This is a genomic window from Nocardioides sp. (assembly GCF_050699375.1).
Lineage (GTDB): Bacteria > Actinomycetota > Actinomycetes > Propionibacteriales > Nocardioidaceae > Nocardioides.
Genome location: NZ_JBOHDN010000244.1, coordinates 1 through 23,514 on the forward strand (window position 1 = coordinate 1; position 23,514 = coordinate 23,514).

General features: G+C 69.4%; 23 protein-coding genes and 1 tRNA gene. 15 read left to right on the plus strand and 9 right to left on the minus strand.

Features of this window, described 5'->3' with window-relative positions; genetic code table 11:
* The coding region (locus ACRDPS_RS17980; protein WP_431503031.1) for an SCO6745 family protein at positions 1 to 464 on the minus strand (464 nt) is incomplete at its 3' end.
* Between the two features lie 216 nt (positions 465 to 680).
* Between ACRDPS_RS17980 and ACRDPS_RS17985 the strand changes: the two genes are divergently transcribed.
* The 5 genes from ACRDPS_RS17985 (at position 681) to ACRDPS_RS18005 (ending at position 6,417) form a co-directional block, all read left to right on the plus strand.
* Positions 681 to 2,081, plus strand: coding sequence for a glycine--tRNA ligase (locus tag ACRDPS_RS17985; RefSeq protein WP_431503032.1), 1,401 nt, complete (start codon positions 681 to 683; stop codon positions 2,079 to 2,081).
* Between the two features lie 131 nt (positions 2,082 to 2,212).
* Positions 2,213 to 2,836, plus strand: coding sequence for a hypothetical protein (locus tag ACRDPS_RS17990; RefSeq protein ID WP_431503033.1), 624 nt, complete (start codon positions 2,213 to 2,215; stop codon positions 2,834 to 2,836).
* A 38-nt stretch (positions 2,837 to 2,874) separates the two neighbouring features.
* Positions 2,875 to 4,011 carry a tRNA dihydrouridine synthase DusB gene (dusB, locus tag ACRDPS_RS17995; RefSeq protein ID WP_431503034.1) on the plus strand — a complete coding sequence of 379 codons (1,137 nt, stop codon included), beginning with the start codon at positions 2,875 to 2,877 and terminating at the stop codon, positions 4,009 to 4,011.
* Positions 4,012 to 4,247: 236 nt separating this feature from the next.
* Positions 4,248 to 5,150: a mucin-2 protein gene (locus ACRDPS_RS18000; RefSeq protein ID WP_431503035.1), complete on the plus strand. Its 903-nt coding sequence runs from the start codon at positions 4,248 to 4,250 to the stop codon at positions 5,148 to 5,150.
* A 292-nt stretch (positions 5,151 to 5,442) separates the two neighbouring features.
* Positions 5,443 to 6,417 (plus strand): mucin-2 protein, encoded by a 975-nt coding sequence (locus ACRDPS_RS18005; protein WP_431503036.1) that lies wholly within the window; start codon positions 5,443 to 5,445, stop codon positions 6,415 to 6,417.
* A 51-nt stretch (positions 6,418 to 6,468) separates the two neighbouring features.
* Here the strand turns inward: ACRDPS_RS18005 and ACRDPS_RS18010 are convergent, their stop codons facing one another.
* Genes ACRDPS_RS18010 through ACRDPS_RS18020 form a run of 3 tightly spaced genes read right to left on the minus strand, consistent with a single transcriptional unit; the run spans position 6,469 to position 9,224 of the window.
* A complete protein-coding gene (locus ACRDPS_RS18010; RefSeq protein WP_431503037.1) occupies positions 6,469 to 7,677 on the minus strand; it encodes an amidohydrolase in 1,209 nt (402 codons plus the stop codon).
* Complete coding sequence (locus ACRDPS_RS18015; RefSeq protein ID WP_431503038.1) at positions 7,677 to 8,432, minus strand: hypothetical protein; 756 nt, start codon at positions 8,430 to 8,432, stop codon at positions 7,677 to 7,679. Before ACRDPS_RS18015 ends, ACRDPS_RS18010 begins: the two co-directional genes overlap by 1 nt.
* 39 nt (positions 8,433 to 8,471) lie before the next feature.
* On the minus strand, positions 8,472 to 9,224 hold the full coding sequence (locus ACRDPS_RS18020) for a DUF5058 family protein (protein WP_431503039.1): 753 nt from the start codon (positions 9,222 to 9,224) through the stop codon (positions 8,472 to 8,474).
* 190 nt (positions 9,225 to 9,414) lie between these two features.
* Here ACRDPS_RS18020 and ACRDPS_RS18025 point away from each other — a divergent pair, with 190 nt between their 5' ends.
* On the plus strand, positions 9,415 to 10,866 hold the full coding sequence (locus ACRDPS_RS18025; protein WP_431503040.1) for an amidase: 1,452 nt from the start codon (positions 9,415 to 9,417) through the stop codon (positions 10,864 to 10,866).
* A gap of 16 nt (positions 10,867 to 10,882) precedes the next feature.
* Here the strand turns inward: ACRDPS_RS18025 and ACRDPS_RS18030 are convergent, their stop codons facing one another.
* Together ACRDPS_RS18030 and ACRDPS_RS18035 are read right to left on the minus strand one after the other, a co-directional pair.
* Positions 10,883 to 11,839, minus strand: coding sequence for an Lrp/AsnC family transcriptional regulator (locus tag ACRDPS_RS18030; protein WP_431503041.1), 957 nt, complete (start codon positions 11,837 to 11,839; stop codon positions 10,883 to 10,885).
* Between the two features lie 63 nt (positions 11,840 to 11,902).
* Positions 11,903 to 12,745 (minus strand): SDR family oxidoreductase, encoded by an 843-nt coding sequence (locus ACRDPS_RS18035; RefSeq protein WP_431503042.1) that lies wholly within the window; start codon positions 12,743 to 12,745, stop codon positions 11,903 to 11,905.
* A 99-nt stretch (positions 12,746 to 12,844) separates the two neighbouring features.
* Between ACRDPS_RS18035 and ACRDPS_RS18040 the strand changes: the two genes are divergently transcribed.
* From ACRDPS_RS18040 to ACRDPS_RS18060, 5 genes are all read left to right on the plus strand, one after another.
* Positions 12,845 to 13,306, plus strand: a complete 462-nt coding sequence (locus tag ACRDPS_RS18040) for an Rrf2 family transcriptional regulator (protein WP_431503043.1) — start codon at positions 12,845 to 12,847, stop codon at positions 13,304 to 13,306.
* A gap of 29 nt (positions 13,307 to 13,335) precedes the next feature.
* Positions 13,336 to 14,577: a deoxyguanosinetriphosphate triphosphohydrolase gene (locus tag ACRDPS_RS18045; RefSeq protein ID WP_431503044.1), complete on the plus strand. Its 1,242-nt coding sequence runs from the start codon at positions 13,336 to 13,338 to the stop codon at positions 14,575 to 14,577.
* A gap of 157 nt (positions 14,578 to 14,734) precedes the next feature.
* On the plus strand, positions 14,735 to 15,052 hold the full coding sequence (locus ACRDPS_RS18050) for an ArsR/SmtB family transcription factor (RefSeq protein WP_431503045.1): 318 nt from the start codon (positions 14,735 to 14,737) through the stop codon (positions 15,050 to 15,052).
* Positions 15,049 to 15,528: an SRPBCC family protein gene (locus ACRDPS_RS18055; protein ID WP_431503046.1), complete on the plus strand. Its 480-nt coding sequence runs from the start codon at positions 15,049 to 15,051 to the stop codon at positions 15,526 to 15,528. The genes ACRDPS_RS18050 and ACRDPS_RS18055 overlap by 4 nt, the downstream gene beginning before the upstream one ends.
* Positions 15,528 to 16,157: a maleylpyruvate isomerase family mycothiol-dependent enzyme gene (locus ACRDPS_RS18060; RefSeq protein ID WP_431503047.1), complete on the plus strand. Its 630-nt coding sequence runs from the start codon at positions 15,528 to 15,530 to the stop codon at positions 16,155 to 16,157. The genes ACRDPS_RS18055 and ACRDPS_RS18060 overlap by 1 nt, the downstream gene beginning before the upstream one ends.
* Here ACRDPS_RS18060 and ACRDPS_RS18065 read toward each other — a convergent pair.
* Complete coding sequence (locus ACRDPS_RS18065; RefSeq protein WP_431503048.1) at positions 16,154 to 17,542, minus strand: GntP family permease; 1,389 nt, start codon at positions 17,540 to 17,542, stop codon at positions 16,154 to 16,156. The two genes, ACRDPS_RS18060 and ACRDPS_RS18065, sit on opposite strands and share 4 nt — an antisense overlap.
* 46 nt (positions 17,543 to 17,588) lie before the next feature.
* On the minus strand, positions 17,589 to 18,533 hold the full coding sequence (locus ACRDPS_RS18070) for a hypothetical protein (RefSeq protein WP_431503049.1): 945 nt from the start codon (positions 18,531 to 18,533) through the stop codon (positions 17,589 to 17,591).
* Positions 18,534 to 18,644: 111 nt separating this feature from the next.
* Between ACRDPS_RS18070 and ACRDPS_RS18075 the strand changes: the two genes are divergently transcribed.
* Together ACRDPS_RS18075 and ACRDPS_RS18080 are read left to right on the plus strand one after the other, a co-directional pair.
* Positions 18,645 to 19,577, plus strand: coding sequence for a 2-hydroxyacid dehydrogenase (locus ACRDPS_RS18075; protein WP_431503050.1), 933 nt, complete (start codon positions 18,645 to 18,647; stop codon positions 19,575 to 19,577).
* A 99-nt stretch (positions 19,578 to 19,676) separates the two neighbouring features.
* A complete protein-coding gene (locus tag ACRDPS_RS18080; RefSeq protein WP_431503051.1) occupies positions 19,677 to 20,468 on the plus strand; it encodes a carbon-nitrogen hydrolase family protein in 792 nt (263 codons plus the stop codon).
* On the opposite strand, the gene ACRDPS_RS18085 is transcribed toward ACRDPS_RS18080, so the two are convergent.
* The gene (locus tag ACRDPS_RS18085) at positions 20,465 to 21,139 is read right to left on the minus strand and encodes a class E sortase (RefSeq protein WP_431503052.1); all 675 of its coding nucleotides are present in this window, start codon (positions 21,137 to 21,139) and stop codon (positions 20,465 to 20,467) included. The two genes, ACRDPS_RS18080 and ACRDPS_RS18085, sit on opposite strands and share 4 nt — an antisense overlap.
* Before the next feature lie 48 nt (positions 21,140 to 21,187).
* Between ACRDPS_RS18085 and dnaG the strand changes: the two genes are divergently transcribed.
* Positions 21,188 to 23,074 (plus strand): DNA primase, encoded by a 1,887-nt coding sequence (gene dnaG, locus ACRDPS_RS18090; RefSeq protein ID WP_431503053.1) that lies wholly within the window; start codon positions 21,188 to 21,190, stop codon positions 23,072 to 23,074.
* A gap of 90 nt (positions 23,075 to 23,164) precedes the next feature.
* A tRNA-Asn gene (locus ACRDPS_RS18095) sits at positions 23,165 to 23,240 on the plus strand.
* Positions 23,241 to 23,514: the final 274 nt, after the last annotated feature.

Genomic DNA, 23,514 nt, shown 5'->3' on the forward strand with positions numbered 1-23,514 from the left:
AGCAGGGTTGCCGCGTCCCAGAGAAGAGTCAACGGGTCCTCGGCGACGGGGAGCGAGCGGAGCGCGGCGTACAGAGTCCGTCCTTCGAGCGGGGCGGAGAGGGCTGCGCGCGAGGCGAGAGACGCGGCCCTAGCAAGATCCTCGGACTCGGCGAGCGGGCCGAGCTGGCGGCGCAGGGCCGCCACGGCGCCGGACCGACGGGCAGCGTGCGCGACCTCCGGAGGCGCGAAACCCCAGGCGTCGGGAAGCGCACGAGACACGTGCGAGAACGCGAAGTTGTAGAACACGGCATGGACCACCTCGGGCGGGACAGCACCCAAGGGCGCCGAGCGAGCGGCGAAGTAGCCCATCCAGTAGCCGCGGTAGCCGGCTTCCTTGAGCAGGGTGATCGGCTCGGGTGAGAAGTACCCCACCGCATGGATCGGCTCGAGCAGCTTCCACAGACGACGCGCATTCGACTCCATGCCAAGCGACGGTATCGGCACACTCCCGAACGGCCGAACGATTTGGCCCCGCGAATTGGTTCTGCGAACCGGCTCTGCGAATTGGTTCTGTGAATTGGTCCCGCAGGCGGCGTACATAACAAGATGACACCGCAGATACGATTTCCCTATCCCCCTCAAGTACGGCACCGGGGCCCGGCAGCCGGCCGGGTTCACATCGAGCAGAGAGCAATCATCGTGGCAAAGCCGCCAGCATCGACCCTTGACCTCGTCGTCTCCCTCGCCAAGCGGCGCGGGTTCGTCTACCCCAGCGGCGAGATCTACGGCGGCACCCGGAGTGCCTGGGACTACGGCCCGCTCGGTGTCGAGCTCAAGGAGAACATCAAGCGCCAGTGGTGGAAGGCGATGGTCCAGCAGCGCGACGACGTCGTGGGCCTCGACTCGAGCATCATCCTGCCGCGCCAGACCTGGGTCGCCTCCGGCCACGTCGAGACCTTCAACGACCCGCTGGTCGAGTGCCAGTCGTGCCACAAGCGCTACCGCTTCGACCACCTCCAGGAGGAGTACGCGGAGAAGAAGGGCATCGAGGACCCCGACTCCGTCGACATCAACGAGGTCGTCGCCTGCCCCAACTGTGGCACCCGTGGCGCCTGGACCGAGCCGCGCGAGTTCTCCGGCATGCTCAAGACCCACCTCGGTGTCCTCGAGGACGAGTCGGGTCTGCACTACCTGCGTCCCGAGACCGCGCAGGGCATCTTCGTCAACTTCGCCAACGTGGTCACCTCCACCCGCCAGAAGCCCCCGTTCGGCATCGCCCAGACCGGCAAGAGCTTCCGCAACGAGATCACGCCGGGAAACTTCATCTTCCGCACCCGCGAGTTCGAGCAGATGGAGATGGAGTTCTTCGTCAAGCCGGGCGAGGACGAGGAGTGGCACCAGTACTGGATCGACGAGCGCACCCGGTGGTACACCGACCTCGGCATCAACCCCGACAACCTGCGCCACTACGAGCACGCCCAGGAGAAGCTGAGCCACTACTCCAAGCGCACCGTCGACATCGAGTACCGCTTCAACTTCCCGGGCTCCGAGTGGGGTGAGCTCGAGGGCGTCGCGAACCGCACCGACTTCGACCTCGGCACCCACATGAAGCACTCGGGCCAGGACCTTCAGTACTTCGACCAGGCCAACAACGAGCGCTACCTGCCGTACGTCATCGAGCCGGCGGCCGGTCTGACCCGCGCGCTGATGACCTTCCTCGTCGACGCGTACGCCGAGGAGGAGGCCCCCAACGCCAAGGGTGGCGTCGACAAGCGGGTCGTGCTCCGTCTCGACCACCGGGTCGCGCCGGTCAAGATCGCCGTGCTCCCGCTCAGCCGCAACGAGGCCCTCAGCCCGAAGGCCAAGGCACTCTCGGCCGAGCTGCGCGCCAACTGGGCCGTCGACTTCGACGACTCCCAGTCGATCGGCAAGCGCTACCGCCGCCAGGACGAGATCGGTACGCCGTACTGCGTCACCGTCGACTTCGACACCCTCGAGGACAACGCGGTCACCATCCGCGAGCGCGACACGATGAAGCAGGAGCGCATCCCGCTCGAGGGCGTGACGAAGTACTTCGCCGAGCGCCTCATCGGCGCCTGAGCCTGCCGTCACGGCCAGACCGTTATCACGTCGTAAGGGACCTCCTGCCGCGCTCGTCGTCGCGAGTGCGGCAGGATGTCCCCATGTTGCGAGCGGGTTCCGTCGTTGCCGCATCCGTCACGGGTGCGGTCATGGCCATTTCACTGATGGGGTGCAGCGGCACCGCACCGAGGAGCAACGCGCCCAAGGCATCCGAGAGCACGTCCCCCTCGGCTTCCGGTTCGGCCGAGCCGTCCGCCGGAGCGACGACCGAGCCGGGCGCCGACCGCAGGCTCGGAGAGTCCGCGACGGTCGAGTGGTCGCCCAAGGCGGGCGTCGACGGCAAGATCTCGATCACCATCGCCAAGCTCGAGTCGACCTCCTACAAGCAGAGCTTCGCGGGCTGGAAGCTCGACGAGGCGACGCTGGCACGTGCGCCGTACTTCGTGCGCGCGACCATCAAGAACGCGGGCGAGACGGACCTCGGCGGCTACGACGTCCCGTTGTGGGGCCTCGACGACCAGGGCAGCCTCGTCGAGGCGGCCGCGTTCAAGGAGCCGTTCAAGCCCTGCGACGTCAAGACGCTGCCCAAGCCGTTCGCGCCGGGCGCCAGCGTCAACGCCTGTCTGGTGATCCTCGTTCCCGACCAGGGCAACCTGGAGGGTGTGAGCTTCCGGCCGTACGAGGAGTTCGACCCGATCACCTGGGAAGGTGACCTGACGCCGTACGTCGCCCCCAAGGCGTCGAAGTCGCCATCGGCATCCTCGACTCCATAAATTTCGTACGCTCCGCCGTTGGCCGGACAATGGATGGCATGTCCCTTCCCGGCCCGTTGAAGTTCGGCAGCCTGACCGTCGACACCCCTGTGGTGCTCGCGCCGATGGCCGGCGTCACCAACGCCGCCTTCCGGCGGCTGTGCGCCGAGCAGGGAGCGGGCCTATACGTCTGCGAGATGATCACCTCTCGCGGCCTGGTCGAAGGAGACCAGCACACCAAGGACATGCTCGTCTTCGACGAGGCCGAGACCGTACGCAGCGTGCAGCTCTACGGCACCGACCCGGTCTACGTCGGCAAGGCGACCGAGATCCTCTGCGCCGAGTACGGGGTGGCTCACGTGGACCTCAACTTCGGCTGCCCGGTGCCCAAGGTGACCCGCAAGGGCGGCGGGGGAGCGCTGCCCTACAAGCGCGGGCTTCTCGGCGAGATCCTGGAGCACGCCGTACGCGCGGCGGAGCCCTATGACGTGCCGGTGACGATGAAGACCCGCAAGGGCATCGACGATGCCCACCTGACCTACATGGACGCCGGCCGGATCGCCCAGGAGAGCGGCGCCGCCGCGATCGCGCTGCACGGACGTACGGTCGCCCAGGCCTACTCCGGGACCGCCGACTGGGACGCCATCGCCGAGCTCGCCGCGTCGGTCGACATCCCGGTGCTCGGCAACGGCGACATCTGGGAGGCCGCCGACGCGATCCGGATGGTCGAGGAGACCGGGATCGACGGCGTCGTCATCGGTCGCGGCTGCCTCGGACGCCCCTGGCTCTTCCGCGATCTGGCGGCCGCTTTCGCCGGCGACACGGTAAATGTGCTGCCCAAGCTCGGCGAAGTGACGGACATCATGCGGCGCCATGCCGAGCTGCTCTGCGAGCACATGGGGGAGGAGCGCGGCTGCAAGGAGATCCGCAAGCACATCGCGTGGTATCTCAAGGGCTTCAGCGCCGGCGGAGAGCTGCGCCGGACCCTCGGCCTCGTGAACACCCTCGAGGACCTCGACGAGATGCTCGCCAAGCTCGACCGGAACGAGCCTTTCCCCTCGTCACAGCTGGGTTCGCCACGTGGTCGGCAGGGTGCGCCGCGCAACAAGGTGGTCCTCCCGGAGGGGTGGCTCGACGACGCCGACGGGCGCGGTTGCGGGTTCGCGGAGAACGTCTCGGAGACCTCCGGCGGCTGAGCATCAGCGGGTCCCTCGGACGGCTCCGGGCGGCGTACGTCTGGGGGTTCCGGGCCTGCGAAGTCAGTCGTTCGACAGAAACAAAAGGACGCAAAAACCACGTAGAGGGATTGGAATACCCCTTGTTGTGTGTGCTGTACTCGGTCCTCGTGCCCGACCTTCCCCGACGGGTGAGACCAGCTTTTCTCGTCGGGATGTGCGGGCACTGACCATGTAGTCGAGCAAAGGAACTGCGTGTGGCTACCAGCCACAGAGGCGACACTCGGGCCGTCCGTAAGACCAAGTCAATAGTTGCTTCCGCAGGCATCGCAGTCCTCGCGACCGGCGCCGCCGTCGGCGCAGGAGCCGCGTTCGCGGAGCCGACGAACTTCGCCAAGAGCGCTGGGGCGTCCGTCGCCTCGGCAGGCAAGGCGGACACGCCGAGCACGCGTGACGATGCGCGGGTGGCAGGCGACCGGCGCGAGACCGTGGTCAGCCGTAGCGGAGACGACCGCGAGTCGGTCTCCTCTGTGGAGACACTGACCAAGGGACCCGAGCAGGTCGAGACCGGCACCGCGAAGGCGCTCAAGCGCTGGACCGACGAGGCTCTCAACCTCTGGTCGGCCTACGGCAAGCACGCGACCCAGACCGGTGAGATCGAGGCGGCCGAGCTGGTCTACGCCACCGGTCGCACCGAGTCCGGCCGCGACGAGATCCTCGTCGACGGTGAGGTCGCCTGGGTGACCGCCGGTCACCTCAGCGACGAGAAGCCCGAAACCACCGGTGTCGCCGCGGGCATCAGCACCGCCGCGTGCGGTGACTCCTCGGTGGAGAGCGGTCTGGTCTCCGACGCGGTCACCGTCTACCGCGCGGTCTGCAACGCCTTCCCTGAGGTCGCCTCCATGAGTGTCGGCGGCTGGGACGGTCACGGCGAGCACTCCTCGGGCAAGGCGCTCGACTTCATGCTCTCCGACCAGGGTCTTGGAGACTCGATCGCCGCCTACCTGCAGCAGCACGCCGCGGAGCTCAACCTCTACGACATCATCTGGTATCAGCGGATCTGGACTCCGGTGCGTGCCTCGGAGGGCTGGCGCTCCATGGAGGACCGTGGCTCCGCCACCGCCAACCATTACGACCACGTCCACGTCTCGACCAACTGATCCGTCGGTTTCGACAGCGTTCGGCCCGGGCTCGTTCGAGCCCGGGCCGAGCTGCATTTTTCGGTCGATCGGCAGATTAACAACTTCGCAAAAGTCTCCGGACGATCGTGGGATACCCCCACAGGTGTGTGCTTGACTCAGGCGCTGTGCCCTGGCTCGTGACCCGGATTCATCGGGGAGTGACGATGGGCGTTCTCGGGCGACACCCCCACATTGTCGAGCGAAGGATTGCGCAGTGGCCACCAGCCACAGAGGCGATTATCGAGCTGTCCGTAGGACCAAGAACGCTGTCGTGACCGCAGGGATCGTGACGTTCGCGACCGGTGGCGCGATGGCCGCCGGGGCTGCTGCGGCCAATCCCGGCATCGTGATCTCCGAGGTGGAGGAGAGGTCCGGGCTCCGGCTGCCGACCCCGGCCGAGCGGCGCATCGAGGTCAAGGCGAAGGCCAAGATCCCGCCCCTGCCGACCACCCGGGAGGACACCCGGATGTCGCACGACCGCCGTGATCCGACCGGCCGTGAGGAGCCGGTCAGTCGTGGTGGCGACCGTGGGGCGGAGGCGCCGAAGAACGCGCTCAGCGACGTCGCGACGATCGAGTCGCTGATCGAGCGGCCGACGTCGGTCAGCGGCGGATCTCAGAAGGCGGTGCAGCGTTACATCCAGGAGGATGTGACCGTCTACGCCTCGTACGGAAAACGTGCCAAGGAGCTCGGCGAGCTGAAGCTGGGGCGCTCGGTCTACTACACCGGGCGCGACGAGGGAGGTCGCCAGGAGATCGTCCTGGAGGGCAACCCGGTGTGGATTCCCGAGGGCTACCTCGGCAGGACGAAGCCCGAGCCGCCGCCCGAGCCCACGCCGACCCCCACGCCATCCCCGCCGCCGTCCGAGGACGCCCCCGCGGGGCTGGACTTCTCCGCGTGCGGTTCCGCCTCGGTCGAGGACGGCCTCGTCTCCGACGCCGTCAACCTCTACCGCGCGGTCTGCAACGCCTTCCCCGCGGTCGCCTCCGGCACGACGTACGGCTATGACCCGCACGGCGAGCACATCGACGGCAAGGCTCTCGACTTCATGACGGACGACAAGGAGCTCGGCGACGCGATCGCCGCCTACGTCCAGGACCACGCCGCCGCCCTGAACATCTACGACATCATCTGGTACCAGCGCATCTGGACCCCCGCCCGCGCAGACGAAGGCTGGCGCCCGATGGACGACCGCGGCGACCCAACGGCCAACCACTACGACCACGTCCACATCGCCGTCAACTGAGCGGCGTGTGCTGCCAGGAGTGCGCCATAGCGCACTCCTGGCAGCACAGCGTCACTGGACCGGGCAGAGCCAGGCGCCGAGCGCCGCGAGGGCGGCGGCGATCGAGGCGTCCAGACCTTCCGCCAGCAGCGGGGCGAAGCGGGGCGAGTGGTTCATCGCGGGCGCGGGGTCGTCCCGGGTGGCGACGCCGACGAACCAGTACGCACCCGGGATGCCGAGGGTGTCCCAGAGCAGGCCGACGTCCTCGCTCCCCATCATCGGCTCGGGGTCGCTCACGTTGTCCTCACCGAAGACGTCGGCGAGCGCGGCGTGCACGCGGGCGGAGGTCTCGGGGTGGTTTACGCACTGCGGGAAGGAGTTGAACTCCTCGATCTCCGGATCCGACGCACCCGATGCCTGCGACTCCGCCACGACGATCCGGCGGATGGCCGCCAGCACCGTCTCCCGGGTGTCGGGGTCCATGGTGCGCACATTGAGGGTCAGCTCGGCGGTCTCCGGGATGATGTTCTCCTTCAGTCCGGCGTGGAAGGTGCCGATGGTGACCACCGTCGGTCGGCGCGGGTCGACCTCCCGGGACACGATCCCCTGCAGGCGCGTGACGACATGAGCACCGAGCAGCACCGGGTCGATGCTGTGCTGCGGCTGGGAGCCGTGCGACTGCTTGCCTCGCAGCGTGATCCGCACCGAGTCGGCCATCGCCATCGCGGTCGTCGACGGCACCTGCACGGTGCCGACCGGATAGGGGAAGACGTGCTGACCCAGCACGACCTCCGGTCGCGGGGCACGGTCCCACAGCCCGTCCTCGACCATCGCCCTCGCCCCGGCAGCGGTTTCCTCGCCGGGCTGGAAGATCAGCACCAGAGTGCCCGCCCACGCCGTGCGGTCCGCGACCAGCGCGGCCGCCGCGGCCAGCGACGCGGCGGTGTGCATGTCGTGGCCGCAGGCGTGCATCACCGGCACGATGCGGCCGTCCGGGAGCGTACCGGTCGCGGTCGAGGCGTAGGGCAGCCCCGTCTCCTCGGCGACCGGAAGGCCGTCGGTGTCGGCGCGGAAGGCGACGGTCGGGCCGTCGCCGTTACGCAGGACACCGACGACTCCGGTGCCTCCACACCGGAAGCTCTCGATGCCGAGCTCGTCGAGCCGGCCCTCGACGTACGCCGCGGTCTCCTTCTCCTGCATCGACAGCTCGGGATGGGCGTGCAGGTGCAGGTACGCGTCGCGGGCCCAGGACCGGCGATCCGCGCTCAGCGAGAGAGTCATCAGTTGACCCCTTCGTCGTGGATGGTCGGGTTCGCCGGGGCCGCCGAGCGGTCACGGGTGAACCAGGAGAGGACCGCGGTGGCGAACACAGTGAGGGCGACGGCGTACAACGCCGCCTCTGCCCATACCGGGATCAGCAGGAACTGGACGCCCAGGGCGACCGCGATCGCGACGATCGTCGGTCGTAGCTGGCGCAGGCTGGCGACCGCCTGGACCAGCACCGCGCCCATCAGCGCCGGCAAGATGTAGATGCGGACCACCTCGACGACATCGGGAGGCACCGTCGAGAGCAGGTAGGTGCCGAAGAACCCCACGAAGACCAGGAGCGAGACCAAGTGCACCGTGGCGGCGCCACAGATGGCCAGCACCGCGGTCACGTCGCCCTTCCTGGTGCCCGGCTTCACGTCCAGCGAGGACTGCGCGACCAGCGCCGCCGGCAGCAGCTTGTTGGAGATGTTGCCGATCATGAACGCCTGGTACATCGCGGCTGGGCCAAGGATCGGGAAGTACGTCAGCGGTTCCAGGACCCAGAAGATGCCGAACGTGGCGGCGACGGCTAGGAATGCCGCCAGGATCTGTGCGGCCGTCACGCCCAGGTCCGCGGTGGCCAGGAGGTAGAGCGGGGCCGACAGCGAGAGACACAGGCCGGCGAGCATCGTCAGCCGGCCCCACCGCGACGTGGTGGCGTCGAAGGCCGCCAGCGACGTGTCGGCGGAGGACATCGGGGTATCGGACGTGGTGGTCGAGGAGCTCATCGTTGGATTCCGTTCCGGGGTACGGGGTGGCCGGCCGCGTCAGGCGACAGGGGAGTGGACGAAGAAGGCCGCGAAGAGGGCCACCAGGATCGAGAAGCCCAGCGCCCACTCCTTCAGCCAGTGCGCCCGGAGCTGCCGGGCGAGGACGAGGCAGAGCGTCATGGTCCCGGCTGAGATCAGCACCGTGACCACGTGCGCCGAGGACTTCCCGAGCTCCCCGACGGTCAACATGCTGAACGCGCCGAGGAGCGCCGCGGTCGGGATGATGGCCATGATCGCCGGGTTGACCTTCTCGAGCCTGGAACCGCCGCGCTTGAGGATCGGCGTGAGGATCAGCGTCGCCAACATCCACATCGCGCCGGAGAGCGTCATCGCGATGAAGGCCACGAGGAAGACCGATTGGGTGTAGCTGTCACCGCCCAGGCTCGCGTCCAAGCTCTGGGCGGCGATGCCGGCCGAGGCGGTCTCGGTCGCTGCCGAGCCGATCAGACCGATCCGGACCAGGACGGCCGGGGTGCCGAACAGTGCCAGCAATGCGATGGCGACGAGTACGACGGCCAGCGACGGCCCGATCGAGGCGACCGCGCCGGCGCGGAACGCGCCGGTTACGTCCTTGCGGGTCATGCCGATCGCGGGGGCCGTCCGCCGGGCCGCGCGGACGTAGATCGCGGTCTGGACGAAGATCACGGCGAACACGGCGAGTGCGAATAGCCACACGACGGGCGAGTTGGCCACCGCGAGGATGTCGGTCGATCCGGGATCGGCCGTCAGGACGGCGGGAACGGTGGTCATGGATGCCTCCAGGCGATCGGCCGGATCTGCCGGCCACGAATGGTGTGGATGGCGATCCACGATGTGGGCTGCGTCACATCGGCCGCAAGGCCTGGGGAAATCAGCCACCGATGTGGCTGGATCCTTCGATTCGCGTCATGGGGCGGGCCAGCAGTGGTCGCGGTCACGAACCCGGGTCATGATCGGTTCCGTGAGTGATCTCCAGACCCTGTCGGCCCGTGAGCTCGTCACCGCGCTGCGCCGCCGTGAGCTGTCGGCCCGCGAGGCCCTCGACTCCCACCTGTCCCGGATCGAACAGGTCAACCCGACCATCAACGCCGTCGTCACGATCGCCGCCGAGCAGGCCGCTGTGGCGGCAGCAGCCGCCGACGAGCTCGCGGCCTCCGGTGCCGAGCTGCCGCCACTGCATGGGCTGCCGATGACCCACAAGGACACCCACCTGGTCGCGGGGATCCGGTCGACGAACGGCTCGCCGATCTTCGCTGACCACGTGCCGGCAGTGGACGACCTCGTGGTCGCCCGGCTCCGCAGCGCCGGCGTCATCGCCACCGGGAAGAACAACGTGCCGGAGTTCGGCGCCGGCTCTCACACCTTCAACGAGGTGTTCGGCACCACCACCAACCCCTACGCGCCGGACCGGAGCGCCGGCGGCTCCTCCGGTGGTCTTGCTGCTGCCGTCGCGGTCGGCGTCCAGCCGTTGGGCGAGGGCTCCGACATGGGCGGATCGCTGCGCATCCCAGGGTCATTCTGCAACGTGGTCGGGCTGCGGCCGTCGTACGCCGTGCTGCCGATGCCCTCGCCGCAGAACAACCGTGCCTGGCTCGGCCGAACCGGCCCGATGGCCCGCACAGTGGACGATATCGCCCTGTTCATGTCCGCCGTGGCCGGTCCGGATCCGCGCGTGGTGCCGCCGGCGCCGGTCACCGCGCGGGACTTCGCAGGGTTGGCCGACGAGCCGGTCGGCGACCTCCGAGGGGTGCGCGTCGGCTGGAGCCCCGACTTCGGCATCGGGGTGCCGGTCGAGCCGGAGGTGATCGAGGTGCTGACCGCTCTGCTCGGGGTCTTCGAGGAGGCCGGTGCCATCGTCGAGGAGGCCGCCCCCGATCTGCGGCTGGCCGACCGGGTCTTCCAGGCCACCAGGGCCACCGATTTCGCCGCCGGTCTCGGCGGCCTGGTGCGTGACCATCGCGACCTGGTCAAGCCCGAGGTGACCTGGAACGTCGAACTGGGCTGGTCGTACTCCGCAGAGGACCTGATCGACGTCGCCGCCGCCCGGACCGGGCTCGACGCCGCGGTCGCCCACTACTTCGGCCGCTACGACCTCTTCTTGTCGCCCACTGCCCAGGTGCTGCCCTTCGAAGCCACGTTGCGCTATCCGGACCAGGTCGCCGGAGTGCGCTCGGAGACCTACCTGGACTGGATGCGGTCGGCGTGCGTCGTCTCCGCGACCGGCCTGCCGGCGCTGACGCTGCCGGCCGGCTTCACGACGTCGGGCCTGCCGGTCGGCTTCCAGCTGACGGCGAACCACTACCGCGACGTCGACCTGCTGCGTTGGGCGCGCGTCTTCGAGGAGCGCACCGGCACCGCGCAGCGGCGCCCGGCCCTGGGCGGAGCCAGATCCAGCTCGGCTGACCGAGCATGAGGGCCGGTTCCCGCGGTCAGAACGGGAGGATTCGGCCACCTCGCTTCCGTGCCTGGAGCAGCAACCCGATGTCGACCGAGGTGACGCCGCGCGTCCACGTGTCGTCGCTGACGAACCGGTGCACGCTGGCAGTGTCGGGCACGGTGATCTCGGCGACGATCTGGTGCGGGCCGGCCGCCTGGGCGGCGTAGCGGACCTCGGACCGGTCGGCCAACGCCTCGCCGATCCGGCCGACGTGGGCGGGCGGGGCGGTGATCCACAGCATCGCCTGGACGGGCAGGCCGAAATCCGAGGGTTCGACCAGTGCACGCAGATGGATCTGGTGGTTGCGCAGCAACACCTCGACCCGGCGCGCCGCGGTCGCCTCCGATACCCCTGCCCGGCGCGCGATGGTCTCCAGCGGTGCCCGGCCGTCCTCGGTGAGCAGGTCGACGATGTCGGCATCCCGCGGCGTCAGTTCCTCGACGCCGGGCGGCATCACGTCAGCGGTCAGCGGCGTCGCCATGGCGTCGGCCTCCTGCGCGGTCAATCCGCCGACCCGCCAGCCGCGGATGGTGCGGAAGTACCGCAGGATCGGATAGCTCACCATGCGCACCAGCCCCGGGGTGGCCGGCAGCTCCGTGATCAGAGCGGGACCGAGGTTCCCGGAGAGCGGCGCGATCTCGGCGACGACGTCGCCGCTGCCGGTCATCAGGAAGCAGAACGTGGTGTCCGGCCGCCGCGCGAGGGACTCCGCGGCGACCGGCGATCCGCCTGGGCTGCACTCGAGCCGCAGCAGCGCCGCACTGTTCTGGTGCCGGAGGCCGACGACCTGCACCGCGCCGCGCGCGAGGAGCTCGGTCCCGTGCCGAGCGACGCTCCGTTCAGGCTCGCCCAGCACGTTCGCGATCTTGCGCCAGGGGGCGCGGCCGTCGATCTGCAGCGCGGCGACGATCCGCTGGTCGAGCTCGTCGAGCACGGTGTCGTCCGTCACCGGCCACACGTTAGTCCGAAAGTGACGGTGAGTGGCTGATCGCTCACTTCTGGCAGCAGGACACTAGACCAGCGCGCTCAGGGCGGTCGGTGTGCGGCGGCCCACTCGCTCGACGACGTCGGTGACGGTGGCGAGCTTGCCCAGCCGGGTGGCGGCGCCGAACGAGGTGAGCAGCGGGGCGAAGGCTTCGGGAAGGCCTGCGGCGACCAGGCCGGCGGTGTAGGCCTCGTCGTCGACCTGGACGACCTCGACCGCCTTGCCGGACTGCTGGTTGGCGAGCTCGGCGAGGTCGGTCGCGGTGTAGGCCTGCGGACCGGTCACGTCGTACGCCTTGCCCTCATGTCCCTCGCCCGTCAGCACCCCGACGGCGACAGCCGCGCAGTCGGCCCGGGTGACGTATGCAGCGCCACCGTCGCCGATGTTGGAGACCAGCTGGCCGCTCGCCGCGGCCTGGGCGACGGAGTCGACCTGCATGTCGGCGTAGAGGTTGTTGCGCAGCATGGTCCAGGCCAGGCCGCTCTCGCGCAGGGCCTCCTCGGTGGCGGCGTGGTCGGGGACGACGCCGGCAGGGTTGTCCGGGGTCGGCTCGGGTACCGAGGTGTAGGCGATGTGGCGAACCCCCGCCTTTGCCGCGGCCGTGATCGCGGCGCGGTGTCCCTCGACCCGGGCGCCGACGACGTCGGTCGAGATGAGCAGCACCCGCTCGACCCCGGAGAAGGCGTCGGCAAGGTCGGCGGGCTCCCCGAAGTCGGCGGCGCGAACGTCGGCGCCGCGCTCGGCGTAGTCGGCGAGCTTGGCCGGATCGCGGGTGAGGAGCACGACCTCTGAGGGGTCGACGGTGTCGAGGAGCTGGTCTGCGACGAGGCGGCCGAGCTGGCCGGAGGCGCCGGTGATGGCAATGGTCATGGAGAAGTCCCTATCTGGAGGCAGAACGTTTCTGTAGTCACCGTGATGACGGTTCTCTAAATGTAGCCATAGTGATGGCAATAAGGCAAGATGGGTGTCATGGCCACCCCGACGAACACCCGATTCGCGGTGGCCGTCCATGTCCTGACCTACCTCGCCTCGTGCGCGGCCGCCGGGCGCACCACCCCGGTCAGCTCCGAGGAGCTGGCCGGCAGCACCGCCGTCAACCCGGTTCACGTACGCAAGGTCCTCGGGCCGCTGCGTACGGCATCCCTGGTCCGGTCGCGTCCCGGTGCCCACGGGGGATGGGAGCTGGCCGCGGACCCCGGCGTCGTGAACCTCGCTCAGGTGTGGCGGGTGCTGCAGGGCGACGACCCGGTCCTCGGCATCCATGGGCCCAACCCCGCCTGCGCGGTGGGCGCCAACATCCAGGGAGTCCTCACCGACCTCGACCATCGCGTCGCTCGGGCCGTCCTGGCCGAGCTCGAGGGGATCACGCTCGACGACATCCTGTCCTCGGCCGGGTTCGACGCGGAGGACTACGCGGCGCTGTTGCCCTGATCGCGGAGCATAGGGCTAGCCTCTCAACCGTGGAGCTATATGGGCCAGCCGACCGTGAGCGGATCGTCGCCGAGCCGCCCAAGCGAGTCTCGGCGCCGGAGCGTACGCAGTTCGAGCGCGACCGTGCCCGCGTGGTGCATGCCGCCTCGACCCGCAGGCTGGCGGCGAAGACCCAGGTCGTGGGGCCGCAGGCCGACGATTTCGTACGCAACCGGCTGACCCACTCGCTCGAGGTGGCCCAGGTTGCGCGAGACCTGTCGCGGGCGCTCAACGGACCGGCCTCCGAGCAGCCCGACATCGCCGAGACCGCCGCGCTCGCTCACGATCTCGGGCACCCGCCGTTCGGGCACAACGGCGAGGACGTGCTCGCCGAGATGACCAAGGACATCGGTGGGTTCGAGGGCAACGCTCAGACGCTCCGGATCCTCACCCGGCTGGAGGCGAAGACCTTCGATGCCGACGGGCGTTCGGTCGGGCTCAACCTGACCCGGGCGACGCTGGATGCCTGCACCAAGTATCCATGGCGCAACGGCGAGCGACCGGGCCGGAAGTTCGGCGTCTATGAGGACGACATGCCTGTCTTCGCCTGGCTGCGCGCGCCCGGCGCCGGGCAGCGGCAGTGTGTCGAGGCGCAGATCATGGACCTCTCCGACGACGTCGCCTACTCGGTCCATGACGTCGAGGACGGCATCGTCGCCGGCAAGATCGACCTCGCCGGGCTCGACCTCGACGGCGTCTCCGCGACGGTGGCCGACTGGTATGTGCCCGGTTTCGACCGTGCCCAGGCCGAGGCGACCATCGCCGACCTGGGTGCCGCCGGCTGCTGGATCGCCGACGGCGCTGCGTACGACGCCTCTCGCCGTTCCCAAGCCATGCTCAAGAACCTGACCTCCGACGTCATCGGCCGGTTCTGTGGAGCGGTGAAGGAGGCGACGTACGCCGCCGGCGGCGGTGGCCGCTACGGCCGCTACGGCGCCGACCTGGTGGTGCCGGAGCAGACCCGCCTGGAGATCGCGCTCCTGAAGGGGATCGCGGCGCACTACGTGATGAAGGCCGATGACCGGGTCGCCAAGATGGACCACCAGCGGAACGTGCTCAGCGGGCTCGTCGAGCACCTGAGCGCGACCGGGCCGGACGACCTCGACCGGCAGTTCGCCGACGACTGGCGGGCAGCGGGTGACGACGCAGCCCGGCTGCGGGTCGTGGTCGACCAGGTCGCCTCGCTCACCGACGTCACCGCGCTGGCCTGGCACCACCGCCTCTGTACCTGACTCGCCGAAGCGTCACCTCTGCAGGCCGAAGCGTCACTTGTGCAGGTCGAGACGTCATCGAGTGACCCCTCGACCTGCACAAGTGACGTCTCGGCGGTTTGGGGAAGTAACGCGGCACCACTGGCGCCGGTCTCATTTAAGCGCTACCTTAAATGTCGTGACCGATGTCTGGTACGCCGTCGCCGACTCCACCCGCCGCCAGGTCCTGGCGCGGGTGGCCGCCGGGCCCTGCTCGGTCGGAGAGATCGCCGATGCCCTGCCGGTGAGCATGGCCGCGGTCTCCCAGCACCTCAAGATCCTGCGCGAAGCCGGCCTGGTCTCGATGACCCCTGCCGGTCGGCGACGGATCTACCAGGCCCGCCTCGAGGGTCTGGCCGAGCTGCGCGCCGAGCTGGAGTCGTACTGGGCCCCGGCCCTGGAGTCGTTCAAGCAGACGGCCGAGGCCAGCTACCGAACAGAGAAGGAGCAGCGATGAGCACCACCAGCGAACCCACGTCCGTGGCTCTGGAGATCACCGTCGACGTCCCGGTCGAGCATGCGTTCAAGGTGTTCACCGAGGACTTCGACCGGATCAAGCCACGCGAGCACAACATGCTTCCGGTCGAGATAGCCGAGACCGTGCTGGAACCCCGTGCCGGCGGTCGCGTCTTCGACCGCGGCGTCGACGGCAGCACCTGTCAATGGGCACGAGTGCTCGCCGTCGACCCGCCGCACCGGCTGGTGATCTCCTGGGACATCACCCCCGACTTCCGGCTCGAGCCCGACCGGTCCAGGTGCAGCGAGGTCGAGCTCACCTTCACAGAGGTAGGGGCGGAAGAGACCCGCGTACGCCTCGAGCACCGCCACCTCGACCGGCACGGCGCCGGGTGGCAGGGGTGGCGTGACCGGGCCGCTGGTGGCAGTGCCTGGGGGATCTATCTGGAGCGTTTCAGGTCGCTCGCGGAGTCGTGATGGGGCTGGACCGCACCGCGCTCGCCACGGCCGAGCGACGAGACCTCGCCGACTTCCTCGAGACCCTGGACCCGCCGCAGTGGGAGCGGCCCTCGCTGTGCAGCGAGTGGTCGGTGCGCGAGGTGGTCGCGCACATGATCAGCTACGAGGAGGTTCGGCTGCCGGAGTTCGCCCGTCGTTTTGTGGGCGCGCGTCTCCGGTTCGGTGAGATGAACGCTCGCCGCCTCGAGGAGTTCGGCGAGCGGTCTCCGGGCGAGCTCGTCTCCTATCTGCGCGCGCACGCGAAGCCGTCCGGCCCGACGGCGGTAGCCGGTGCCCGGATCGGGCTGACCGACGCGCTCATCCATCACCAGGACATCCGGCGGGCGCTCGGCGTGCCGCGCGAGGTTCCGTCCGAGCGGCTGCTCCCGACGTTGGGTTTCGCCCTGATGGCGCCGCCGCTGCCGGCGAAGCGAAACGTACGCGGCCTGCGGCTGATGGCCACCGATCTCGACTGGGCCCACGGGGCCGGCGCCGAGGTCACCGGTCCCGGCGAGGCGCTGCTGATGGCGGCCTGCGGCCGGGCCGACGCGCTGCCCGAGCTCGCCGGCCCCGGCCTGGCGACCTTCGAGGCCAGGGTACGGCGCTAAGGCACGACCACCCAGAGGACCGAGGCGATCACGAAGACCGAGAGGCCGAGGGTGGTCTCCAGGACCGTCCATGTCTTGAGGGTGGTGATGACGTCCATCCCGAAGAAGCGGCTGACCAGCCAGAAGCCGGAGTCGTTGACGTGGGAGAGGACGGTCGCGCCGGCGGCGATGGCGAAGACGAGCAGGGCGATGTCGAAGCTGCCGAGGCCGGCGGCGGCGACCTGGGCGGAGATCAGGCCGGCCGTGGTGGTCAGCGCGACGGTCGCGGAGCCCTGGGCCACTCGGAGCAGGGTGGCGATCAGGAACGCCTGGACGATGAGCGACATCCCGAGACCGGAGAGCGAGGTGGAGAGTGCCTCCCCGATCCCGCTGGTTCGCAGCACGCCGCCGAACATGCCGCCGGCGCCGGTGATCAGGATGATCGCGCAGATCGGGCCGAGCGCCTGGTCGAGGATGTTGCTCGCCTGGCCGATCGGGAAGCGGCCCGGCGAGAGCACGAAGATCGCGACCAGCACGGTGATCAGCAGCGCGACCGGGGTCTGGCCGATGAGGACCAGCGCGCTGGCCCAGACGGCGTCCTCGCTGACCGATCCGGCGGCGCGGAGCGTGGTGATGACCGTGTTGAGACCGATCAGGACGAGGGGCAGGGCCAGGAGGAGTACGACGGTGGCGAACGGCGGGGGAGTGCTCTTGGACGTCGAGTCACTGTCGTCGTCTCCGCTCGCGAAGACGTTGGTCGGCTCCGGGCTGAACCGGGCACCGAGCCTGGTGCCGACCAGGTAGGCGCCCGGGATCCACGCGAGGACCGCGACCGGCACGCCGATCAGCAGGGTCAGTCCGATGTCGCCGCCGAGCTCGGTGGCCGCGGCGACGGGCCCCGGGTGGGGCGGCACGACGGCGTGCATCGCCGCGAAGCTGCCGGCGGTGGGCAGCGCGTAGATCAGGATCGAGCCGCCGAAGCGGCGCGCGACGGCGAAGATGATCGGCAGGAAGACGACGAGGCCGGCGTCGAAGAAGATCGGGAACCCGAAGATCAGCGCGGCGACGCCGAGAGCGAGCGGCGCACGTTTCTCGCCGAACACGCCGATCAGCGTGTCGGCCAGCACCTGCGCTCCGCCGGTGACCTCGAGCAGCCGCCCGAGCATCACCCCGAACGCGACCAGCAGCGCTACCGAGCCGAGCGTCGAGCTGAAGCCGTCCAGCATCGCCGTTGGCACGTCGGCGACCGGGATGCCGGCCACGACCGCGGTCACCGCGCTGACCAGCACCAACGAGATGAAGGCGTGCAGCTTGACCTTGGCGATGAGGAGGAGGAGTACGGCGACCGCGACTGCGGCGATCACGAGCATCACCCAGGTGGGGTGAGCGGGGGCCAACGGATCCATGGCGGTCACCCTAGCGGTGCATGTGACCCCCGTCACCCATCCCGCGCTACTGGCCGACAGACCAGGTGAAGTCGACCGCGATCGGGAAGTGGTCGGAGAGCATCTGGCCGTCGGTGTAGCGGAAACCGGCGTCGAGGTTCTCATAGCTGGTCGCGTCGAGGGTCACGCCGCCACCGCTGCGGTAGAGGACCTTGTCGACGACCTCGCAGTCGGTCCCGGGGTTCTCCGACGGGCAGCCGAGCGGAGGCTCGCCCTGCTCCGGAGCGTCGCCTCCGCGGGGGATCTCGACCCAGGCATCGGTGAGCCCGTTGTCGGCCGCGAACTGCGCGATCCGGTCGCCCGGGGTGGTGTAGCGGGTGTTGGTGTCGCCCATGAGCAGGACGGGACGGCCGGCGGAATGATCGTGGATGTACGCCGTGACCTGGGCGAGGTTCGAGCGCCGGGCCTCCTCGTCGCCGCCGTCGTCGCCCGCGTCCGCATGCAGGTTGTAGACGTCGATCCAGACCCCGTCGGCGACCTGCGCCCGGTGGAAGGTGAACCCCTTGGGGGTCAGGCAGTCGGCCTGGTTGATGTAGCAGTCGTCCCAGGTGATGCGGTCGAGCGCCTCGTACGGCTGATGGTGGAGGCTGTTGAGGCCGCTGCCGAACGGGACCCCTCCCGACGTCGGGGTGCGGAACGCGTGGGTGTCGGTGCGGTAGAGGTAGGCGTGGTAGTTGAAGTCCTCCTGCACGTTGACGATGTCGAACTCGTCGAGCCGCTCGCCGATCGCCAGCGTCGCCTCCTTGCGCGGTGTCGGGGCGCTGGAGAGGAACTCGGGCAGGCCGGCGATGTTGTACGTCAGCGCCCGGAACGTGCCCGCGGGCGCGGTGTCATCGGTGGTGCCCGGGGCTGCGTCAGCCGAGTCGGCGGACGCGGGGGAGAGGGCCGTCAGCGGCAGTGCCGTGAGAGGAAGGGCAGTGAGGGTGGCCAGGATGCGCGTGATGAGTCTCAAGGTTGTCTCCGAGTGTTCTCGAGGGGGAGTTCACGGTGCTGTTCAAGCAAACCGCTTCCCGGCGTGCCCCGGGTGGTATTCGGGTGAACTCGGCTGAGTACTCTCGCCAGAGTGAGCGATCCACTCGTCTGGCTGCCCTTCGATCCCGCCGAGCTGGGCGAGGTGCCTCCCGGTCTCCGCTTCGAGGTCTTCGACCACAGACGCTTCGGCGGTGCCGAGGTCGAGGTGCCTGGATCGGTCGGGGAGGTCGCCTTCTACGTGCCGCCCTACCTGCTCGGCTCACGCATCTTCGACGTCGTCGAGCAGATGAAGTCGCTCCAGGTGGTGCAGCTGCTCACCGCGGGTGTCGACGAGGCGCGCGGCCGGATCCCGCAGGGCGTGACTCTCTGCAACGGTCGTGGCATCCACGACACCTCGACCGCCGAGCTGACCCTCACGCTGATCCTCTCCTCGCTGCGGGGCATCCCGGACCACGTACGTCATCAGGACAAGCACACCTGGCAGCAGGCGTGGTTCCCGGCGCTGGCCGACAAGAGGGTGCTGATCGTGGGCTATGGGGCGATCGGCCGCGCCATCGAGCAGCGGCTGCTCCCCTTCGAGACCGAGGTGGTGGGGGTCGCGCGGACCGCCCGCGGTGGCGTACGCGGCTTCGACGAGCTGTCCTCGCTCGTGCCCGACGCCGACGTGATCGTGATCGCCACGCCGCTGACCGACGAGACGCGCGGGCTGGTCGACAGTGAGTTCCTGGGCCGGATGAAGGACGGCGCCCTCCTGGTCAACATCGCGCGCGGGGGAGTGGTCGTCACCGACGACCTGGTGGCCGAGCTCGCGACCGAGCGGATCTCCGCGGCCCTCGACGTCGTCGACCCCGAGCCGCTCCCCCAGGACAGCCCGCTGTGGGACTCCCCGAACCTGCTGATCACCCCGCACGTCGGCGGCCCCTCCAGCGCGACCTGGCCCCGCGCCCACCGCGTCGTACGCGAACAGCTCGAGCGCTTCGCCGCCGGCGAGCCTCTCGAGAACGTGATGTCCGGCGACTACTGAGATAGTCCCGGACGTTCGGGCCCGTTACCGGTGGGTAGATGGGCCGGAACGTCTGGGACTACCTCCCGCTACACGGTGAACAGACGATAGGTTCGCAGGGTGCTTCGATTGGCGGTCGTTCAGGACACGGCCGTCCCCGGTGACGTGGCGGCCAACGTCGAGACGGCCGCGAAACGGGTCCGCGAGGTGGCCGCGAAGGGTGCCCGTCTGGTCGTGCTCCCGGAGACGTTCACGACCTCCTGGGACCCCGACGCCTTCGACGGACCGTTGCCATCCCTGGACGACATCGCCTGGCTCGGGCCGGTGCAGGCCGCTGTCGACGAGACCGGCACGGTCCTCGTGCTCAACTCGCCCCTCGCCCGGGCCGGACGACGCACGATCACCAGCCTCGTCATCGCGCCGGCGGAGCAGCCGGTCGCGGCGTACGACAAACAGCACCTCTACCCGCCCGAACGCGAACGCTTCGAGTCGGGCGGGCACGGCGCGACGATCGAGGTCGACGGCCTCAAGATCGGCCTGTCGGTCTGCTACGACGCCAACTTTCCCGAGCACGCCGCCGCGGCGGCCGCCGACGGAGCGATCCTCTACGTCAACAGCGGTGCCTACTTTCCCGGCGGCGGACACCGCCGCGATCTGCACTACGCGGCCAGGGCCCTGGACAACTCGATGTACGTCGCCTTCGCCGGGCTCGTCGGCGGGCCGCCCGGACTGATCGGAGGCTCTGCCATCTACGACCCGCTCGGCCGGGTGGTCGAGGGACTCGATGACGCCACTTCCGGCATGGTGGTGGCCACCATCGACCCGGCCGAGGTGGCGCGCGTCCGTGATGAGCAGCGCATGTGGGCCGACCGGAGAGCGGACCTCGGGCCGCGGCGTACGTTCGGCTTCTAGCTCGTGGGCTCCTCGGAGACCAGCTTGCCGAAGGCGATCATCCGGTCGCCGGTGTGGAAGAGCTCGGCGCAGGTGGTGAGGGTGATCAGGCGCTGGCCACCGGCCTGCTCAGGCTCCTCGCCGCCGCGGTCGGGGTTGTCGGGGACGGGGTCGGTGACCCACCCGGACGTGAACGGCACGACCAGGTCGTCGCCGTCGCCGATGAGGGCGTAGACGTACGTCTTCTCCCCGGTCAGGACTCGAATCTCGTCGCCTTCGCGGAGCGAGGGCAGGTCGCGCAGGGGTTCGCCGTCGGTGACCCGGTGGCCGGCCAGGGCGAAGTTGCCCACCGCGCCCGGACGCGCCGTGCCGGAGAAGTGGCCGAAGCCGGCGCCCAATGCCCGGTCGGAGGTGCCCTCGAGGACCGGGATCCGGTAGTCCTCGCCGAAGCGCGGGATCTCGATGAGCGCCGAGGCCGACCCGAACTCGGTCCTGACCTCGGTCCGTCCCGAGCCCCAGCCCTCCTCGATTCTCGAGGTCGCCCGCTGCTGGCGTTCCTTGCTCACGTACGTGGTGCCGTAGAGCTCCCAGGCCAGGTAACCGAGGAGCCCCACGCCGCCCAGGATCATCACGATGCCGGCCCGGAATACGGCCTGGCGCCGCCGGGGTCTGGTGCGTGTGTCCGTCGCCATCGGGTCAAGCATCTCAGCATCGTCGGCCGCCCCGTAGGATCAGGCGTTGTGGTGGGCCGCATCAAGGAGACGAGCATCCAGGAGGTGCGTGAGAAGGCGCGCCTGGACGACATCATCTCCCAGCACGTCACGCTGCGTCGGGCGGGTCCGGGCACCTACAAGGGCCTGTGTCCGTTCCACGACGAGAAGACGCCGTCCTTCAACGTGAACCCCTCGCGCGGGTTCTACAAGTGCTTCGGCTGCGGCGAGGGCGGCGACGTCATCGACTTCGTGATGAAGCTCGAGGGGCTGAGCTTCTTCGAGGCGGTCGAGCGGCTCGGCGACAAGGTCGGCGTGCAGGTCCAGCACGACGAGGGCGACGAGGCGCCGGTGCGGCGAGGTCCTGGTCGCGGGAAGCTGGTCGAGGCGCACAAGGTCGCCGCCGAGTTCTACGCCGAGCAGCTGCTCACCCCGGACGCCGTCGTCGCGCGGCAGTTCCTCGCCGAGAAGGGCTTCGACCGCGACGCGGCGCTGCACTTCGGGGTCGGGTTCTCGCCGCGCGGGGGAGAGGACCTCTACCGCCACCTGCGTGCTCGTGGGTTCTCCGACGAAGAGGTCGTCACAGGCGGGCTGGTGGCACAGGGGCGGTCCCACTACGACCGGTTCCGCGGGCGGCTGATGTGGCCGATCCGGGAGTCGGGCGGGGACGTGATCGGCTTCGGCGCGCGGCGGCTCTTCGACGACGACCGCGTCGAGGCTAAATACCTCAACACCTCCGAGACGCCTCTCTACAAGAAATCGCATGTCCTCTATGGCATCGACCTGGCCCGCAAGGAGATGGCCCGCACCCGCGAGGCGGTGATCGTGGAGGGCTACACCGACGTGATGGCCTGCCATCTCGCCGGGATCACCACCGCCGTGGCGACCTGCGGCACCGCGTTCGGCGACGACCACGCCAAGGTGCTGCGCCGGTTCATCTCCGACGACCAGCAGCTGCGCGGCGCGGTGGTCTTCACCTTCGACGGCGACGCCGCCGGCCAGGCCGCGGCCCTGAAGGCCTTCAAGGGCGACGGCAACTTCACCTCGCAGACCTACGTCGCCGTCGAGCCCGACGGCCTCGATCCCAACGACCTGCGGATCAAGAAGGGTGATGAGGCGGTCCAGGAGCTGCTCGCCAACCGGGTGCCGCTCTATGAGTTCGTGCTCCGCAACATCGCATCGAAGTATGACCTGGACCGTGCCGACGGGCGGGTCGACGCGCTCCGCGAGGCCGCTCCGCTGGTCGCCTCGGTGCGTGATGAGTCAAAGAAGATGGGCTTCACCCGCGACCTCGCGCGCTTCGTCGGCGTCGATCCCGACGAGGCCGCCAAGGAGGTACGCCGCGCCGCCGGCCGCCCCGCGCCCCAGCCCGCCCCGTCTCGGCGGGTCGTCCCGGGTGCGCCTGAGGCCTCGCCGGCCGCACCGAAGCGCCCGCCCATGCCACACCCGCGCGAGCCACGCTTCGCGGTCGAACGGGAGACCCTCAAGCTCTTCGTGCAGCACCCCGTCGCGCTGGGCCGCACCACCGGCGAGATCACCCCGGAGGCCTTCACCCACCCGCTCTACCGGGCCCTGTGGGAGGTCATCGTGAAGCTCGGCGGCCCCGGGGCCGGCACCGGTGATGCAGCCTGGGCCCAGAAGCTCGGCTCCGCCGCCCCGGACCCGCTCGTCAGCCGCATCCTCGCCGAGCTCGCCGTGGAGCCGATCCCGTCGGCGAAGGAGCCGAACGCTGCGTACGTCCTGCAATATGTCGTACGCCTCCTCGAGCTCCTCGACCAACGCCGCATCGCCGACGTCAAGAGCCGTCTGCAGCGCGCCGACGGTGCCGCCGACCCCGAGGCGTACAACCGTCTTTTCGCCCAGCTCGCCGCCCTCGAACAGCACCGCCGCGGCCTCCGCGATCTCGTCGCCGAGTGACGCCGCCTGACCCGTCACGACCTCCCGGGGCGCCGATTTCCGATCGCCGATGCAGGGTTGCTAAAGTTTCATCCGCGCCGCAAGGAGCATTCCCCGATAGCTCAATTGGCAGAGCATTCGGCTGTTAACCGGAGGGTTGTTGGTTCGAGTCCAACTCGGGGAGCCAGTGAAAGAGCCGCTGACCAGGCAAAACGCCAGGGTCAGCGGCTCTCGTCATTTCGACATCAGGCCATATCACCGGTCTTTTCTCCCGGTTTGACGTCCGAAGACGGGGCCTGTGTGAGTGGGCGCCTGATGGTCATTCCCGGGCGGGATCGATGCGGGCCATGACCGGGGTGGCGAGGACGCCGTGGATCAAGACCGAGGCGACGACGGTGAAGGCGACCGTCGACCACAGCCAGTCCTGGGCCAACGCCGGATCCTTGCCGGCGGCGTACGCG

What these genes read in the sequence shown, in the direction of transcription:
- ACRDPS_RS17990 (WP_431503033.1), top strand. Translation starts at nt 2,213, where the DNA reads ATGGCCATTTCACTGATGGGGTGCAGCGGCACCGCACCGAGGAGCAAC.
- dusB (WP_431503034.1), top strand. Translation starts at nt 2,875, where the DNA reads ATGTCCCTTCCCGGCCCGTTGAAGTTCGGCAGCCTGACCGTCGACACC.
- ACRDPS_RS18010 (WP_431503037.1), bottom strand. Translation starts at nt 7,677, where the DNA reads ATGACTCTCTCGCTGAGCGCGGATCGCCGGTCCTGGGCCCGCGACGCG.
- ACRDPS_RS18015 (WP_431503038.1), bottom strand. Translation starts at nt 8,432, where the DNA reads ATGAGCTCCTCGACCACCACGTCCGATACCCCGATGTCCTCCGCCGAC.
- ACRDPS_RS18020 (WP_431503039.1), bottom strand. Translation starts at nt 9,224, where the DNA reads ATGACCACCGTTCCCGCCGTCCTGACGGCCGATCCCGGATCGACCGAC.
- ACRDPS_RS18035 (WP_431503042.1), bottom strand. Translation starts at nt 12,745, where the DNA reads ATGACCATTGCCATCACCGGCGCCTCCGGCCAGCTCGGCCGCCTCGTC.
- ACRDPS_RS18040 (WP_431503043.1), top strand. Translation starts at nt 12,845, where the DNA reads ATGGCCACCCCGACGAACACCCGATTCGCGGTGGCCGTCCATGTCCTG.
- ACRDPS_RS18055 (WP_431503046.1), top strand. Translation starts at nt 15,049, where the DNA reads ATGAGCACCACCAGCGAACCCACGTCCGTGGCTCTGGAGATCACCGTC.
- ACRDPS_RS18060 (WP_431503047.1), top strand. Translation starts at nt 15,528, where the DNA reads ATGGGGCTGGACCGCACCGCGCTCGCCACGGCCGAGCGACGAGACCTC.
- ACRDPS_RS18065 (WP_431503048.1), bottom strand. Translation starts at nt 17,542, where the DNA reads ATGGATCCGTTGGCCCCCGCTCACCCCACCTGGGTGATGCTCGTGATC.
- ACRDPS_RS18085 (WP_431503052.1), bottom strand. Translation starts at nt 21,139, where the DNA reads ATGGCGACGGACACACGCACCAGACCCCGGCGGCGCCAGGCCGTATTC.